We start from the raw sequence: 13,531 nt of genomic DNA, 5'->3' as shown, positions 1-13,531 counted from the left end.
TCCGCTCAGGCCTGGATCGCGGCCGCGATGGCGTCGATCGCCTTGCCCGCCTGGGCGCCGTCCGGGCCGCCGGCCTGGGCCATGTCGGGCCTGCCGCCGCCGCCCTTGCCGCCCACGGCGGCGGAGCCTGCGCGGACCAGATCGACCGCGCTCATGCGTTCCGTCAGGTCGCCGGACACGCCGACCACCACGTTGGCCTTGCCCTCGGTCACGCTGACCAGCGCGACCACGCCGGATCCCAGGGTCTTCATCAATTCGTCGGCCATGCCCTTCAGTTCCTTGGCGGGCACGTCCTCAAGCACCCGGGGGGCGAATTTGATGCCGCCCAGGTCCTTCACGTCGCCGCCGTTGCCGGCCGCGGCGCCGCCGCCGGAACCACCGCCGAGCGCCATTTTCTTGCGCGCGTCGGACAGTTCGCGCTCCAGGCGCTTGCGTTCCTCGACCAGGGACGCCACCCGCGCCGCCACGTCCTCGGGCTTCACCTTGAGCACCGCCGCCGCTTCGGCCAGGGCCTTTTCATGGGCGTCGAAATAGGCCAAGGCACCATCGGCGGTCACGGCCTCGATGCGGCGCACCCCGGCGGCGACAGCGCCCTCGCCAATGATCTTGAACACGCCGATGTCGCCCGTGCGGCGCACATGGGTGCCGCCGCAAAGTTCCGTCGAGAAATAATGATCGCCGTCCTCGGGCGTGCCCATGGACACCACGCGGACCTCGTCGCCGTATTTTTCGCCGAACAGGGCGAGGGCCCCCGCCTCCACGGCGCTTTCCGGGTCCATCAGCCGGGTCAGCACGTCGTTGTTGGCGCGCACCTGGGCGTTCACGTCGGCCTCGACCAGGGCCAGTTCCTCGGGCGTCACGGCCTTGGGATGGGAAATGTCGAAGCGCAGGCGGTCGGGGGCAACCAGGGAGCCCTTCTGCGTCACATGTTCACCCAGGTGGCGGCGCAGCGCCTCGTGCAGCAGGTGGGTCGCCGAATGGTTGGCGCGCAGGCGCCGCCGCCGGGTGCCGTCCACGGTGAATTGCGCCTCGTCGCCGACGCTGACCGTGCCGTCCTCGACCTTGCCGACATGGACATGCAGGGCGCCCAGCATCTTCTGGGTATCGGTCACGGTGATGCGCGCCCCATCGGCCGTGACGATCGTGCCCTGGTCGCCCATCTGGCCGCCCGATTCACCGTAGAACGGCGTCTGGTTGGCGACCACGCGCACCACGTCACCGGCCTTGGCCGTGCCGGCGCGCTTGCCGTCCACGATCAGGGCGCGGATCTGGCCTTCGGCCTGTTCCGTGTCGTAGCCGAAGAATTCCGTGGCCCCGACCTCGTCGCGAACGCCGAACCAGACCGTTTCCGTGGCCGCGTCGCCGGACCCGGCCCAGGCCTTGCGGGCCTCGGCGCGTTGGCGCTCCATGGCTGTGTTGAAGCCGCCGGTGTCGACGGTGATCTTCTTTTCCTTCAAGGCGTCCTCGGTCAGGTCGAGGGGGAAGCCGAAGGTGTCGTAAAGCTTGAACGCCGTCTCGCCGTCGAGCACGCCGCCGGCGGTCATCTCCGCCGTCGCCTCGTCGAGAATCTTGAGACCGCGGTCGAGGGTCGTCTTGAAGCGCGATTCCTCAAGCTTCAGGGTCTCCGTGATCAGCGGCTGAGCGCGCACCAGTTCCGGATAGGCCTTGCCCATGTTGTCGACCAGGGTCTGCTCCAGCTTGTACAGCAAGGGGTCCTCACAGCCCATCAGATGGGCGTGGCGCATGGCCCGGCGCATGATCCGGCGCAGCACGTAGCCGCGGCCCTCGTTGGACGGCAGCACGCCGTCGGCGATCAGGAACGAGGACGCCCGCAAATGGTCGGCGATGACCCGGTGGGAGACCGCATGGTCGCCATCGGGCGCCACACCGGACGCCTCGGCCGAGGCCATGATGAGGTTGCGCATCAGGTCGATGTTGTAGTTGTCGTGGGTGCCCTGCATGACGGCGGCGATGCGCTCCAGCCCCATGCCGGTGTCGATGGAGGGCTTGGGCAGATCGACCCGCTCGTCGGCGGTCAACTGCTCGAACTGCATGAACACCAGGTTCCAGATTTCGATGAAACGGTCGCCGTCCTCGTCCGGGCTGCCCGGGGGGCCGCCGGGGATGTGGTCCCCGTGGTCGTAAAAGATTTCCGAACACGGCCCGCAGGGGCCGGTGTCGCCCATGGCCCAGAAATTGTCGGACGTGGGAATGCGGATGATTTTGGAATCGGGCAGGCCCGCGACCTTGCGCCACAGGGCGGCCGCGTCCTCGTCCGAGGTATGGACCGTGACCAGGAGCTTTTCCTCGGGCAGGCCGAACTCCTTGGTGACCAGGTTCCAGGCCAGTTCAATGGCCAGTTCCTTGAAATAGTCGCCGAACGAGAAGTTCCCCAGCATTTCGAAGAAGGTGTGATGGCGGGCCGTATGGCCGACGTTTTCCAGGTCGTTGTGCTTGCCGCCGGCGCGCACGCATTTCTGCGACGTCACGGCGCGCGAATAGGGCCGCGTCTCGTTGCCGGTGAACACGTTCTTGAACTGCACCATGCCCGCGTTGGTGAACATCAGGGTCGGATCGTTCAGCGGCACCAGGGGCGACGAGGAGACGATCTGATGGCCGTTGGCGGCGAAATAGTCCAGGAAGGCCTGGCGGATGTCGTTGACGGTCTGCATGGTCGTTATTTAAGCCCAGGGTTCAGGGGTTTAAAGCGAAGATATCAGGCGGTCGCGGATGGAAGCGACGGTTTTACCGGCAAGCCGGGGGCCTGTCCAGAAAGGTCGGCGATGCGGACCGAACCATATCCCCGCCAGGATCCAGGATAACGGCCCGCCGGGCCCGCGAAACGGCCAACGGCGCGGAATGCATGCGGCCAATCGGTCACGGCCTAACGTTTCGCCCACTCCTAATTCCTTTAAAATCTCCCCAAAGTCGTATTACATTAGATTTTATTTACTTTCCATAATCAGGGGGAGGGTGCATTGGTGAACCTCGTATACGATTGCATTCGCTTTTGCGTCTTGATCATTAGCCTTGCGATCTGGTTCGTGGTCGGTGTTGCTGTATGGATTCCACTCTTATGCCGCAGCGTGGCATCCTTTTCATTTGCCATCCTACATTCAACGATCACCGGCGTCGGTGTCACCCGCGAAGCGGCCATGCTGAACAAAGCCGTCATTTTCTACATTGATGGGTTCACGAGAATCGTCGACGCCATCCGGGCCAGTGCCTCCTCATCGGATGAACAGAGCGACGAACAATTTCACTTCGACTGGCTTCGGCTCGCGATTGAAATCGGATGGGCCGCCACGTTCTGGGCGGTGATATACGCCACACTGAAAAAGGCACTTCATCTGTAACGAGACGAGTGTCGGACTGAACGCCCCCCTGCATGGGCAACGCCGCGCCAAATCTATCAAAAACAGAAGCCGTCAGCCGGGAGCGCCGCCCACGTTCCAACCAAAAAAGCAGCCGGCGCGGGGGGCGCCGGCTGCGTTTGGGGGGTGCTTGGGGGGCACACCACCGGTTCGGCCTGGGGGGCAGGCCTGGGGGTCGGCCCGGAGGGTGACGGGCCGGGGGAATGGGGATGTGTAAGAGCGGATGCTCCGGATGGGCGGCTTAGAACTCGTCAGCCGCCGTTTCCGGGACGTCGCCGGCATCGCCGTCGCCGTCCGAATCGGGGGAACCGACCATCATTTCCTCGGAAATCAGGCCCGCGTTGTGGCGGATCTGGTCTTCGATGGCCTTGGCCATCTCGGTGTTTTCCCGCAGGAATTGCTTGGCGTTCTCGCGGCCCTGGCCGATGCGCTCCGAATTGAAGGAGAACCAGGAGCCCGATTTCTCGACGATGTTGGCCTTGACCCCGAGATCGAGCAGTTCGCCCATCTTGGAGATGCCTTCCCCGTACATGATGTCGAATTCGATCATCTTGAACGGCGGGGCCATCTTGTTCTTCACGACCTTGACGCGGGTCTGGTTGCCGACCACCTCGTCGCGGTCCTTGATGGCGCCGATGCGGCGGATTTCCATGCGCACGGAGGCGTAGAACTTGAGCGCGTTGCCGCCCGAGGTGGTTTCCGGGTTGCCGAACATGACGCCGATCTTCATGCGGATCTGGTTGATGAAGATGACCATGGTGTTGGATTTGGAGACGGAGGCCGTCAGCTTGCGCAGCGCCTGGCTCATGAGCCGGGCCTGCAGGCCGACATGAGTGTCGCCCATCTCGCCTTCCAGTTCGGCCCGCGGCACCAGGGCGGCCACGGAATCGACCACCAGCACGTCGATGGCGCCGGAGCGCACCAGGGTGTCGGAGATTTCAAGCGCCTGTTCGCCGGCATCGGGCTGCGAAATCAGCAGTTCATCGACATTGACGCCGAGCTTCTTGGCATAGCTGGGGTCGAGCGCATGTTCCGCGTCGACGAAGGCGCAGGTGCCGCCCATCTTCTGGGCTTCGGCGATGACATGCAAGGCCAGGGTCGTCTTGCCGGAGCTTTCCGGGCCGTAGACCTCGATGATGCGGCCGCGCGGCAGGCCGCCGATGCCGAGGCCGATGTCCAGGCCGATGGAGCCCGTGGAAATGGTCGGGGTTTCGACCACTTCGCGCTGGCCCAGGCGCATGATCGAGCCCTTGCCGAAGGCGCGCTCAATCTGCCCCAACGCCGCGTCGAGGGCCTTGCTTTTATCCACGTCCTGCTTCTCCACCAAACGCAATGCCGAATCGGCCATCTTGCCACTCCCTTATTCCATAGGCCCGCAAGCCGTTGCAATTGAGTTCAATGTACGTGTTTTGTTCTCATTGACAAGCGTAATTTGTAATACATTGATATAATTATATTTTATCAGGTTTGTTCACAGAGTGTTCCCGTCAGAATCGGACTCCGGAACTCATGCTTAACGGATATGGTTAACAGCGGGGAGAGGGACTCGCCTTGCCCAGGCAGGGCCTCACAACCCCTCCGACACAATGATTTCCTTCACCTTGCCGACCAGGGTCTTGAGGGTGAAGGGCTTGGGCAGGAAGTGCAGGGTTTCGTCCTTGTCGATCTGGTCCTGGAAGGCGTCCTCGGCGTAGCCGGACATCAGGATGACCTTCACCTGCGGCATCTGTTCGCGGAGCTGGCGGACGAGCGTGTAGCCGTCCATGCCCGGCATGACGACGTCGGAGATGATCAGATCGATCTTCGGCGCCGTGCCGTTGACGACGTCGAGCGCGACCTCGCCGTTCTGGGCCTCCAGCACCTTGTAGCCCTTGTTGCGCAGCGCCCGGGCGCCGAACATGCGCACGGCGTCCTCGTCCTCGACCAGCAGGATGGTTTCCGATCCCGTCAAATCGGCCTCGAACAGGGGCAGTTCGGGCTCCTTCCCCGTGCCGTTGCCGTTACCCTTGGCCTTGCCCTTGGCCGCCGCCGAGGGAACCGTTTCGTCCGTCAGCGCGGCGGCGGCGCGCCGGGCGCGGGCGTCCTCGTCGGCGCGGGGGAACAGCAGGCGGAACACGGTGCCCTTACCGATATGGCTTTCCACGGTCACATAGCCGCCCGACTGATGGATGATGCCGTAGACGGTGGACAGGCCCAGACCCGTGCCCTGCCCCACTTCCTTGGTCGAGAAGAACGGCTCGAAAATGCGATCGAGCACGTCCTTGGAAATGCCCGTGCCCTTGTCCTCGACCTCGATCACCAGATAGGAGCCGACGGGGATGACCTCGCCCGACTGCTGCATCGGGCGTTCCAGATCGCGGCGGAAGGTGCGGATCACGAGCGGCCCGCCCTCGGCCATGGCGTCGCGGGCATTGACGGCGAGGTTGATGATGACCTGATCGAACTGCCCGCGGTCGGCGAGGATGCGCCCGGCGCCGCGTTCGTGCTCCAGTTTCAGCTTCACCGTCTCACCCAGCAGGCGGCGCAGCAGGTTGGAGAGATCGTTCAGCGCGTCCTCGGGATCGAGCAGGTCGGGCTCCAGGTTCTGCTTGCGCGAAAAGGCGAGCAACTGGCGCACCAGGTTAGTCGCCCGGTGGGCGTTCTGCTTGATCTGCTGCAGATCGTTGAAGGACGGGTCGCCCGGCCCGTGGCGCTCCAGCAGCAGGTCCGTGAAGCCGATCATGGCGGTCAGAAGGTTGTTGAAATCGTGGGCCACGCCGCCCGCGAGCTGGCCCACGGCCTGCATCTTCTGCGACTGGGCGAACTGGATTTCCAGGTTCTTCTGCTCGGTCGTGTCGATGAAGTGCAGGACCAGGCCGGTGATGTTGCCCTGCTCGTCCTCCATTCGGCTGGCGAACAGCGTCGCCGCCGCCTGCCGGCCGCCGGGGGCGGCCAGCCGGATTTCCGTCTGCGTCGCCCGCACCCGGCCCATGATGACGTCGGACAGGGCCGAGGCGACCACGTCGCGGTCCTCGGGCAGCAGGCGTTCGGCGAAGGGCCGGCCGGCGACCATGTCGCGATGCGCCCCCGCCAGGGTCAGGAACGCCCGGTTGCAGTCCATGACCTTGCCCAGGCCGTCCAGCAGGGCGATGGCCACGGGCGCGTCGTCGAACAGGAAGCGCAGACGCTTGGCCGGGCCGAGCCCCCCGCCGCCGTCCTCGGCCCAGGCCATGTCGCGCAGCAGGATCGAGCGTGTATAGACAAGGGTGCCGTCCGTGGTCTCGCGGTGGCTTTGCAGCAGCGAGGCCGTGAATTCCGTGCCGTCGGCGGCGCGCAGGGTGACCAGGCCGTGGCTGTCCTGCCCCAGGTCTTCTTCGTCATCATCGTCACCGCCGCCGTTACCGTTGCCGTTCACGGGGCTGGCGGAGACGACGAACTCAGAAAACGGCCGCCCGCCCATGGCCACGCGATCGACGCCGAGCCATTCCGCCAGGCAGGAGTTGGCGTAGACGATGCGCCCGCGCCCATCGACGGAGAACACGCCCACGGGCAGACCGTCGAGCAGATCGGCCCGGCGCGCCTCCGCCGATTGGCGGGTCGCGGTCTGGCGTTTTTCCTCGGTAATGTCCTGGGCCCGCCATTGCACGTAACGGGAAGCCCCCTCCCCGGCGCCGGCGCCGATGCCGTCCTCGCCGAAAGGTTCCATGCGCAGGCGCCGCCACGCGGGCTTGCCGTCCTGACGGCGGCAGATGACCTCGCCGCCGGCGGGCGTGCCGTCGGCGGCGGCGGCCCGCAACTTGCGGAACACGTCCTGGGACCGGCCCTGACTGTCGAGCGCGCGTTCGACCTTGTCCAGCAGACCCGCCGGCCCGAGATCGCCATCCAGGAAAAACAGGTCGCGGAAGGCGCCGTTGGCATACATGCCGACCCCGTCCCAGGTGGCGATCAGAAGCCCCTCGCCCGACGATCCGGCGGCCATCTGGATCAATTCCGCCATGGGCCCGCCCGCCGGCCGGGCCGGGGCCTTGCGGCCCATGCGCCAGGATGCGGCCAGAAGACCCAGCGCCGCCGCCGCCAGCACGCCGCCCGCGGGCAATGCCCAGCCGGCATCGAGCCCGAACATCAACCCCGCCGCGACCCCCAACAGGGCCGCGCCGGCGTTCAGGACGTGAGGCATTCTGTGCTTCATGGTTTCGATGTCGCGGCCCGGCGATGACGGCGGGCCCGCCCCAGGCGGCCCGCTTCCGGTGACAGGATTACCACTGAACGGCCCCTGTCAACAGCGCTGGCTGCCGGAACGTGCCCCCCGGGGGCCAGGGGCCGCCGGGCCCGTTAATGGGGCAACTTACCCTTGAGCCGCATGACGTGGCCGATGACCTCGGCGACCGCCTTGAAGTGTTCCGCCGGGATTTCCTCGTCCAGTTCCACGGAAGCGTAGAGAGCCCGCGCCAACGGCGGGTTTTCAACGATGGTGATCTCGTTTGCCTCGGCGATTTCGCGAATCTTGAGAGCCACGAGGTCCTGCCCCTTGGCGATCACCTTGGGGGCCGGCATGGTTTCCATCTTGTATTCCAGGGCGACCGCGAAGTGGGTCGGGTTGGTGATCACCACGTCGGCATTGGGCACCGCCGCCATCATGCGCTTGCGGGCGCGTTCCATACGGATCTGCCGGATTCGCGCCTTGACCTGCGGATCGCCTTCGGTCTGCTTATGCTCGTCCTTGACCTCGGTCTTGGACATCCGCATCTGCTTCATGAAGGTCGCGCGTTGGTACATGTAATCGAGCGCCGCGATAAACCCCATCACCCCGATGGTCGCGAGGGCCATGATGATGGCGATCTCGTGGATGCGGTGAAGGGCTGCGGATGTGGAGATCGCGGGCATCATTTCCAGGTCGTGCAACATGGGAATAGCAAGCCCGAACGCCACCGTCGCGACCAGGGAGAGCTTCAGGATGCCTTTCGCAAATTCCATCAGACCGTGGCTGGAGAACAGCCGCTTGAACCCGCTCAAAGGGTTGATCTTGCTTGCTTTCGGCTGAATTTTCTTGGTCGACCAGATAAGGCCGAACTGACCGACGTTGGCGACGATCGCCAAGACCACGAACATCGCCATGGCGGGGGCGAGAATCACGCCGACTTCCATCGCAACCTTGGAGAACACCAGACGCAGATGTTCGAAATCCATCGGGATCGAGTAGGCGGCCCCGATGAACCGCCGGCCGATCAGGGTGATGTCGCGGGCCATGGCCGGCGCCATGAACATCAGCATCCCCACGCCGCCGACCAGGATCATCAGGCTCTTGATTTCCTGAGACTGGGCGACCTGACCTTCGTCACGGGCCTTGGAGAGTTTTCGTCCGGTCGGCTCTTCTGTTTTTTGTGAGTCGTCTTCTTCCGCCATGTGTTTCCGCCGCCGGTCCGGGCCCTAGCCCGTGAAGACAGCGTACCCCTGTTGGAAATGATTGAGAAACACCAACATGATCGACGAAAACACGATCATGAGAGCACCGATCTGGACCGTGACCTGCACCGGCAGCCCGAAAAAGAACACCGGCAACTGAGGCATCAGACGGCCAAGCACGCCGAGCCCGATGTAATAGACCATGGCGATGATCAGGAACGGAATGGACAACTGAAACCCCAACGCAAAGCTGTCGGCAACCCGGCGCGCCAGCATCAGCGCCATGTCGCCGGTCGACACACCCTCGCCGGGCACGAACAAGGTATAGGAATCGGCAACCACCGTGAAATACACATGGTGGCTGTCCGTCACGAAGATCATCACCAGCCCGCCGATGGTCAACATGTTGGAAATGACGGAGCTTTGCTGTTCGGTAATGGAATCCTGAATCAAGGCATTGGCCATGGCCGCAAACAGCGCGATCAGCGTTCCCGCGGTTTGCAGGGCACTGATCAGGATGACCGCGATCCCGCCGAGAAACAGACCGACGATGATCTCGCCGGCAAGCAACAGGAACAGGACATAGGGGTTTTCGGGGGGGGCCGGCAGGCTCTCCGCCAGCACGGGCGTCATGACAACGGCGACAGCGGTGGCCAGGACGACACGGATGCGCGCGCTGACATAGGCCGCCGCGATGCCCGGCAGAATGGCCATCATGGCGCCGACGCGCGACAAAACCAGCAAAAATGCGAAGATGTTGAGTTTCAGGAGCTCTTCGAGCATATCCGCCGCCCTCCGCCGCCTATAGCGCCGAAATTCGGTCGAAAAGGGTGTCGGCGAAGGAGGTCACCGTATTGATCATGAAAGGCAACAGGACGACGATGGCGATGAAAATGACGATGATCTTCGGCACGAAGGTCAAGGTCATTTCCTGGATCGTCGTGAGCGCCTGAAACAGGGCGATGATAAGACCAGCGACCAGACCAAGAAACATGATGGGGCCGGCCACCTTGATGACCACCCACATGGCGTTGCGACCGACATCGATGACATCCACTTCGTTCATCTGGGCTGCTCCCGACGCCGCGGACCGATAGTGTTACACCGGCATCCGGATGATATCGTTGTAGGCTTCCAGAACCTTGTCGCGCACGTTGACCACGGTCTGCAGGGTCATTTCGGCCTCGGCCACGGCGGTCACCACCTGGGTGATGTCGGCGCGGTCGTTAATCGCGTCGATGGACAATTTTTCCGACGTCTCGCCGATCTTGCGGGCTTCCATGATGGCGCTGCGCACAAGGTCGCCGAACTCCTCGTTTGCCTTGGCGGTCGGCGCGGCGATATCTCCCGCACCGGAAATCTGTTGGCGGGCCGCCCGTTGATAGGCATTCAAGGCCTGATGGATATTGAAATCGGCGTTCACGCTCATTGTTATGCTCCCGTTCTAGGCCCGTTGGCCCGGTCCGCGTTGGGACCTGAATTTCCGCAACGTCTCTAGTTGCCGCGCAGCACGTCGATGACGCTGTTCAGCATCGTTTTCGACGACTTGATCAGATTCAGATTGGCTTCGTAGGACCGCTGCGCTTCGCGCATGTCCATCATTTCAATCATGGTGTTGACGTTGGGTGTCTTCACATAGCCGTCCTTGTCGGCGGCGGGGTGAGACGGATCATACTTGTTGCCGAAGTCGGACATGTCCTTGTGCAGGCGGTTGACGTGTACCGTGTCGACGCCGACGGACTTGTCCAATTCGTTCTTGAAGGTCACCAGCTTGCGCCGGTAGGGGTCGTCGCCGGGGCGCTGCGGCAGGCTGTCCGCGTTGGCGATGTTTTGCGAGATCACGCGAAGGCGCGTTCCCTGCACGCGCATTCCGGCGCTGGAAATGCGGATGGTCTTGATAATGTCGTCCATCGGGGCTTTCGCCTCCTTGATCTTTATCCAGGCAAGGGTTCTCCCTATGTCCGGCGGCTTTGGTTTGGACGACGTTCTGTCGAGGTTCCCGTTCCAGGTTCGCCTGTGGCCTTTGCGGCCCGAATTTTAATGTCCGCCCGCCTCCGGGCGTGACCGCCTAACGTCCGCGGCTGGCGGTTTTCAGCATCTCCATGTGCTTTTTGTAGAGTTCCGTGGTCAGACGATGGGTGGTCTGTGTCTCGGCCACCTTGCCCATCTGCTCCTCGAGCACCACCGAGTTGCCGTTGGGCGCCGTCTCATAGGGATGGCGCGGCTCTTCGACAAAGAAATCGCGGATGCGCTTGCGTCGGCCGCCCAACTGTCCGGGTTCGGTGGTGACCATGTTCAACTGCGCCGATTCCTTGCGCAGGAGATCGCGGAAGGCATACGGCTTGAGGTCCTTCGCCTTGTAGTCAGGCGTATCCGCATTGGAAATGTTCTGGGCCAGGATTTCCTGGCGTTGGCCAAGCCAGTTAAGGCGTTTCTTAACAGCTGCGAAGAGGGTCAGATCCATCTGCGCGCGGCCCCTTGTCTTGCGGAATTAATCCGTTGTCCCCTGGTCCCGATGAGCATCACAAGCCCCGGAAACCGTCCTGCTAGGCATTATCTGCCGGGTTCCTTAACAACCCATTAAGCACGCCCGGTTCCGCCGCAATCGTCCAAGCCGGTCATTAAACGTCTGATTCCGAAACGGAAAACCGGCCCCACTGTAATCATTTGTTAAACCGGGGACCTTTAGGATCGGACGAATCCGGCAATTCTTGCCGACCTTCAGACCTTGCCACGCGAACGGGACCAGCGGCACGTGAACGCAGATACCCCCAAAGACCCGACCGATAACGACGGTCCGCAAGCGAACTTCCAGCGCATTCCGGCAACCAAGGATGCGCTGGCCGTGGCCCTGGCCGAAGGGGCCCTGCCGGGCATGGCGCCCACCGTGGTCGCGGGCGGGCGCGGCCGTTTGGCCGAACAGATTTTGCAGATCGCCTTCGCGAACGGCATCAAAGTGCGTGAGGACGCGGACCTTGCCCAGCTTCTGGCCACGATCGACATGGAAGAAGAAATCCCCGTCGAGGCCTTCGCCGCCGTGGCCGAAATTCTGATTTATCTTTACCGCGCCAACAGCACCGACGATCTGGCTGGTAAAAGCCGCGAAGACGTCGTGCGCGAATGGATGGGAGATGCCCACCCATGAGCGACCACGACAATACAAACGGCGGCGATGCTCCGCCCGCGTCCCTGGAAACGGCCATGACCGAGGTCGAATCCATGATCCTGAACGCCCGCCGGGCCCTTGCGGGTGGCGAGTTTCTGGACATGACGCCCTTGGGCGAGCGGGTCGCCTGGATTTGCGAAAACGTCCGCACCATGGCGCTCGCGTCATCGGATCCGGACAGCATCCGCCTACGCCTGGAAAAGATGGTCTCGAACCTCAACCGTCTCGAAGATCAAATCCGCGCCGACGCCGGCCTTGACCCGGCTGACGGTGAAACGGGCAAGGAATAGAGCCATGGATATGGACATGGGCGGTTATTTCCGCTTCATCCTCGCGCTGATTTTCGTGATCGGCCTGATCGCCCTGTTTGCCGCCATGGCGCGTCGCGCCGGCTGGGGCTTTCCGGCCGCGGCCATCAAGCGCGCCAACAACCGGCGCCTGGGCATCGTGGAAGTAACTCCCCTTGACGGCCGCCGCCGCCTGATCCTGGTCCGCCGCGACGACACGGAACACCTGCTGCTGATCGGTCCCACGTCAGAGTTGCTCATCGAAACCGGCATCGCCGGCCAAGGCACGGATTTCAGACAGGCGCTGGCCACCGCCGCCTTGCCGGCCGCCGACGACAGTACAGAGGGCCGGTCATGACGAACGACGGGCAGATGCGGCGCATCTTCACGCGGCGGCGGCGCAATCCCCTCGCCCATCCCCTGGTGATGATCCTGGCGGTGATCGGCGCCGCCTGTGCGATCTACCTGGGGCTGTCCCTTCTCAGCCCGCCGGCGCTCGCGCAATCGATCTCCCTCGACCTGGGGGAACAAGGCGGCGACACCACGGGCCGCATCATCCAGATGCTGCTGCTGATCACGGTGCTCAGCGTCGCACCCTCGATCCTCATCATGGTCACATCCTTCGTGCGCATCATCGTCGTGCTGTCGTTCCTGCGCACGGCCATGGGCACGCAACAAACGCCGCCGAACCAGGTTCTGGTCGGGCTGGCTCTGTTCCTGACCCTGTTCATCATGCAGCCGACCTTCGAGAAAGCCTGGGAAACCGGCATCAATCCGGTGATTCAGGGCAATCTGGACGAACTTCAAGGCTTCAACCGGGCCATCCTGCCGTTCCGCGACTTCATGATGACCCACGTCCGTGAACGCGATCTTTTGCTGTTCACCCAGATAGCGCGCATTCCCGACGAAGAAGCCCGCACGAACATGCCCATGCGGGTGCTGGTCCCGGCCTACATGATTTCCGAACTGAAACGCGCCTTCGAGATCGGCTTTCTTCTGTTCGTGCCGTTCCTGATCATCGATATGGTCGTCGCATCCGTCCTCATGTCCATGGGCATGATGATGCTGCCGCCGGTCATCATCGCCCTGCCGTTCAAGATCATCTTCTTCGTGCTGGTCGATGGCTGGTACATGACCGTCGGCTCCCTGGTCAAAAGCTTCGGCGCCGGCTAGATAGCGGATCATCCCCCTTCCTTCCCAAAGCCCGGTTCCCGAAACCGTGTGGTGAGCGGCTGTAATCACGCGCCCGATCAAGTGATCGCAGTCACATAAAAGGATGTGCGCTTCCTGTAGGACGTGTCCTGAATACGCCTTGGGATGCG

At 63.2% G+C, this 13,531-nt stretch carries 14 protein-coding genes; 5 read left to right on the top strand and 9 right to left on the bottom strand.

Going from position 1 to position 13,531, the window contains the following annotated elements; genetic code table 11:
* Positions 1-5: 5 nt before the first annotated feature.
* The gene (alaS, locus tag RJ527_13370; protein WND75028.1) at positions 6-2,672 is read right to left on the bottom strand and encodes an alanine--tRNA ligase; all 2,667 of its coding nucleotides are present in this window, start codon (positions 2,670-2,672) and stop codon (positions 6-8) included.
* 309 nt (positions 2,673-2,981) lie between these two features.
* Between alaS and RJ527_13365 the strand changes: the two genes are divergently transcribed.
* Positions 2,982-3,356, top strand: coding sequence for a hypothetical protein (locus RJ527_13365; protein WND75027.1), 375 nt, complete (start codon positions 2,982-2,984; stop codon positions 3,354-3,356).
* 259 nt (positions 3,357-3,615) lie between these two features.
* On the opposite strand, the gene recA is transcribed toward RJ527_13365, so the two are convergent.
* The 8 genes from recA to flgB all read right to left on the bottom strand — a co-directional run bounded on the left by recA (position 3,616) and on the right by flgB (position 11,220).
* The gene (recA, locus tag RJ527_13360; GenBank protein WND75026.1) at positions 3,616-4,722 is read right to left on the bottom strand and encodes a recombinase RecA; all 1,107 of its coding nucleotides are present in this window, start codon (positions 4,720-4,722) and stop codon (positions 3,616-3,618) included.
* A gap of 219 nt (positions 4,723-4,941) precedes the next feature.
* Positions 4,942-7,530 carry a PAS domain-containing protein gene (locus tag RJ527_13355; protein WND75025.1) on the bottom strand — a complete coding sequence of 863 codons (2,589 nt, stop codon included), beginning with the start codon at positions 7,528-7,530 and terminating at the stop codon, positions 4,942-4,944.
* A 155-nt stretch (positions 7,531-7,685) separates the two neighbouring features.
* A complete protein-coding gene (gene flhB / locus RJ527_13350; GenBank protein ID WND75024.1) occupies positions 7,686-8,756 on the bottom strand; it encodes a flagellar biosynthesis protein FlhB in 1,071 nt (356 codons plus the stop codon).
* Positions 8,757-8,780: 24 nt separating this feature from the next.
* Positions 8,781-9,539, bottom strand: a complete 759-nt coding sequence (locus RJ527_13345; protein ID WND75023.1) for a flagellar biosynthetic protein FliR — start codon at positions 9,537-9,539, stop codon at positions 8,781-8,783.
* A gap of 19 nt (positions 9,540-9,558) precedes the next feature.
* Positions 9,559-9,822, bottom strand: a complete 264-nt coding sequence (gene fliQ, locus RJ527_13340; GenBank protein WND75022.1) for a flagellar biosynthesis protein FliQ — start codon at positions 9,820-9,822, stop codon at positions 9,559-9,561.
* Between the two features lie 33 nt (positions 9,823-9,855).
* Positions 9,856-10,185: a flagellar hook-basal body complex protein FliE gene (locus RJ527_13335; protein ID WND75021.1), complete on the bottom strand. Its 330-nt coding sequence runs from the start codon at positions 10,183-10,185 to the stop codon at positions 9,856-9,858.
* A 65-nt stretch (positions 10,186-10,250) separates the two neighbouring features.
* Positions 10,251-10,667, bottom strand: coding sequence for a flagellar basal body rod protein FlgC (flgC, locus tag RJ527_13330; protein ID WND75020.1), 417 nt, complete (start codon positions 10,665-10,667; stop codon positions 10,251-10,253).
* 157 nt (positions 10,668-10,824) lie between these two features.
* A complete protein-coding gene (gene flgB, locus RJ527_13325) occupies positions 10,825-11,220 on the bottom strand; it encodes a flagellar basal body rod protein FlgB (GenBank protein WND75019.1) in 396 nt (131 codons plus the stop codon).
* Positions 11,221-11,595: 375 nt separating this feature from the next.
* Here flgB and RJ527_13320 point away from each other — a divergent pair, with 375 nt between their 5' ends.
* From RJ527_13320 to fliP, 4 genes are all read left to right on the top strand, one after another.
* Positions 11,596-11,901 (top strand): EscU/YscU/HrcU family type III secretion system export apparatus switch protein, encoded by a 306-nt coding sequence (locus tag RJ527_13320; GenBank protein ID WND78058.1) that lies wholly within the window; start codon positions 11,596-11,598, stop codon positions 11,899-11,901.
* Positions 11,898-12,212 (top strand): hypothetical protein, encoded by a 315-nt coding sequence (locus tag RJ527_13315; protein ID WND75018.1) that lies wholly within the window; start codon positions 11,898-11,900, stop codon positions 12,210-12,212. The genes RJ527_13320 and RJ527_13315 overlap by 4 nt, the downstream gene beginning before the upstream one ends.
* A gap of 4 nt (positions 12,213-12,216) precedes the next feature.
* On the top strand, positions 12,217-12,567 hold the full coding sequence (locus RJ527_13310) for a flagellar biosynthetic protein FliO (GenBank protein ID WND75017.1): 351 nt from the start codon (positions 12,217-12,219) through the stop codon (positions 12,565-12,567).
* Between the two features lie 68 nt (positions 12,568-12,635).
* Positions 12,636-13,382: a flagellar type III secretion system pore protein FliP gene (fliP, locus tag RJ527_13305; GenBank protein WND78057.1), complete on the top strand. Its 747-nt coding sequence runs from the start codon at positions 12,636-12,638 to the stop codon at positions 13,380-13,382.
* The last annotated feature ends 149 nt before the right edge of the window (positions 13,383-13,531 follow it).

Source organism: Thalassospiraceae bacterium LMO-SO8, from assembly GCA_031655335.1.
GTDB lineage: Bacteria > Pseudomonadota > Alphaproteobacteria > Rhodospirillales > Casp-alpha2 > UBA1479.
This window is presented reverse-complemented; position numbering and strand designations above follow the sequence as displayed.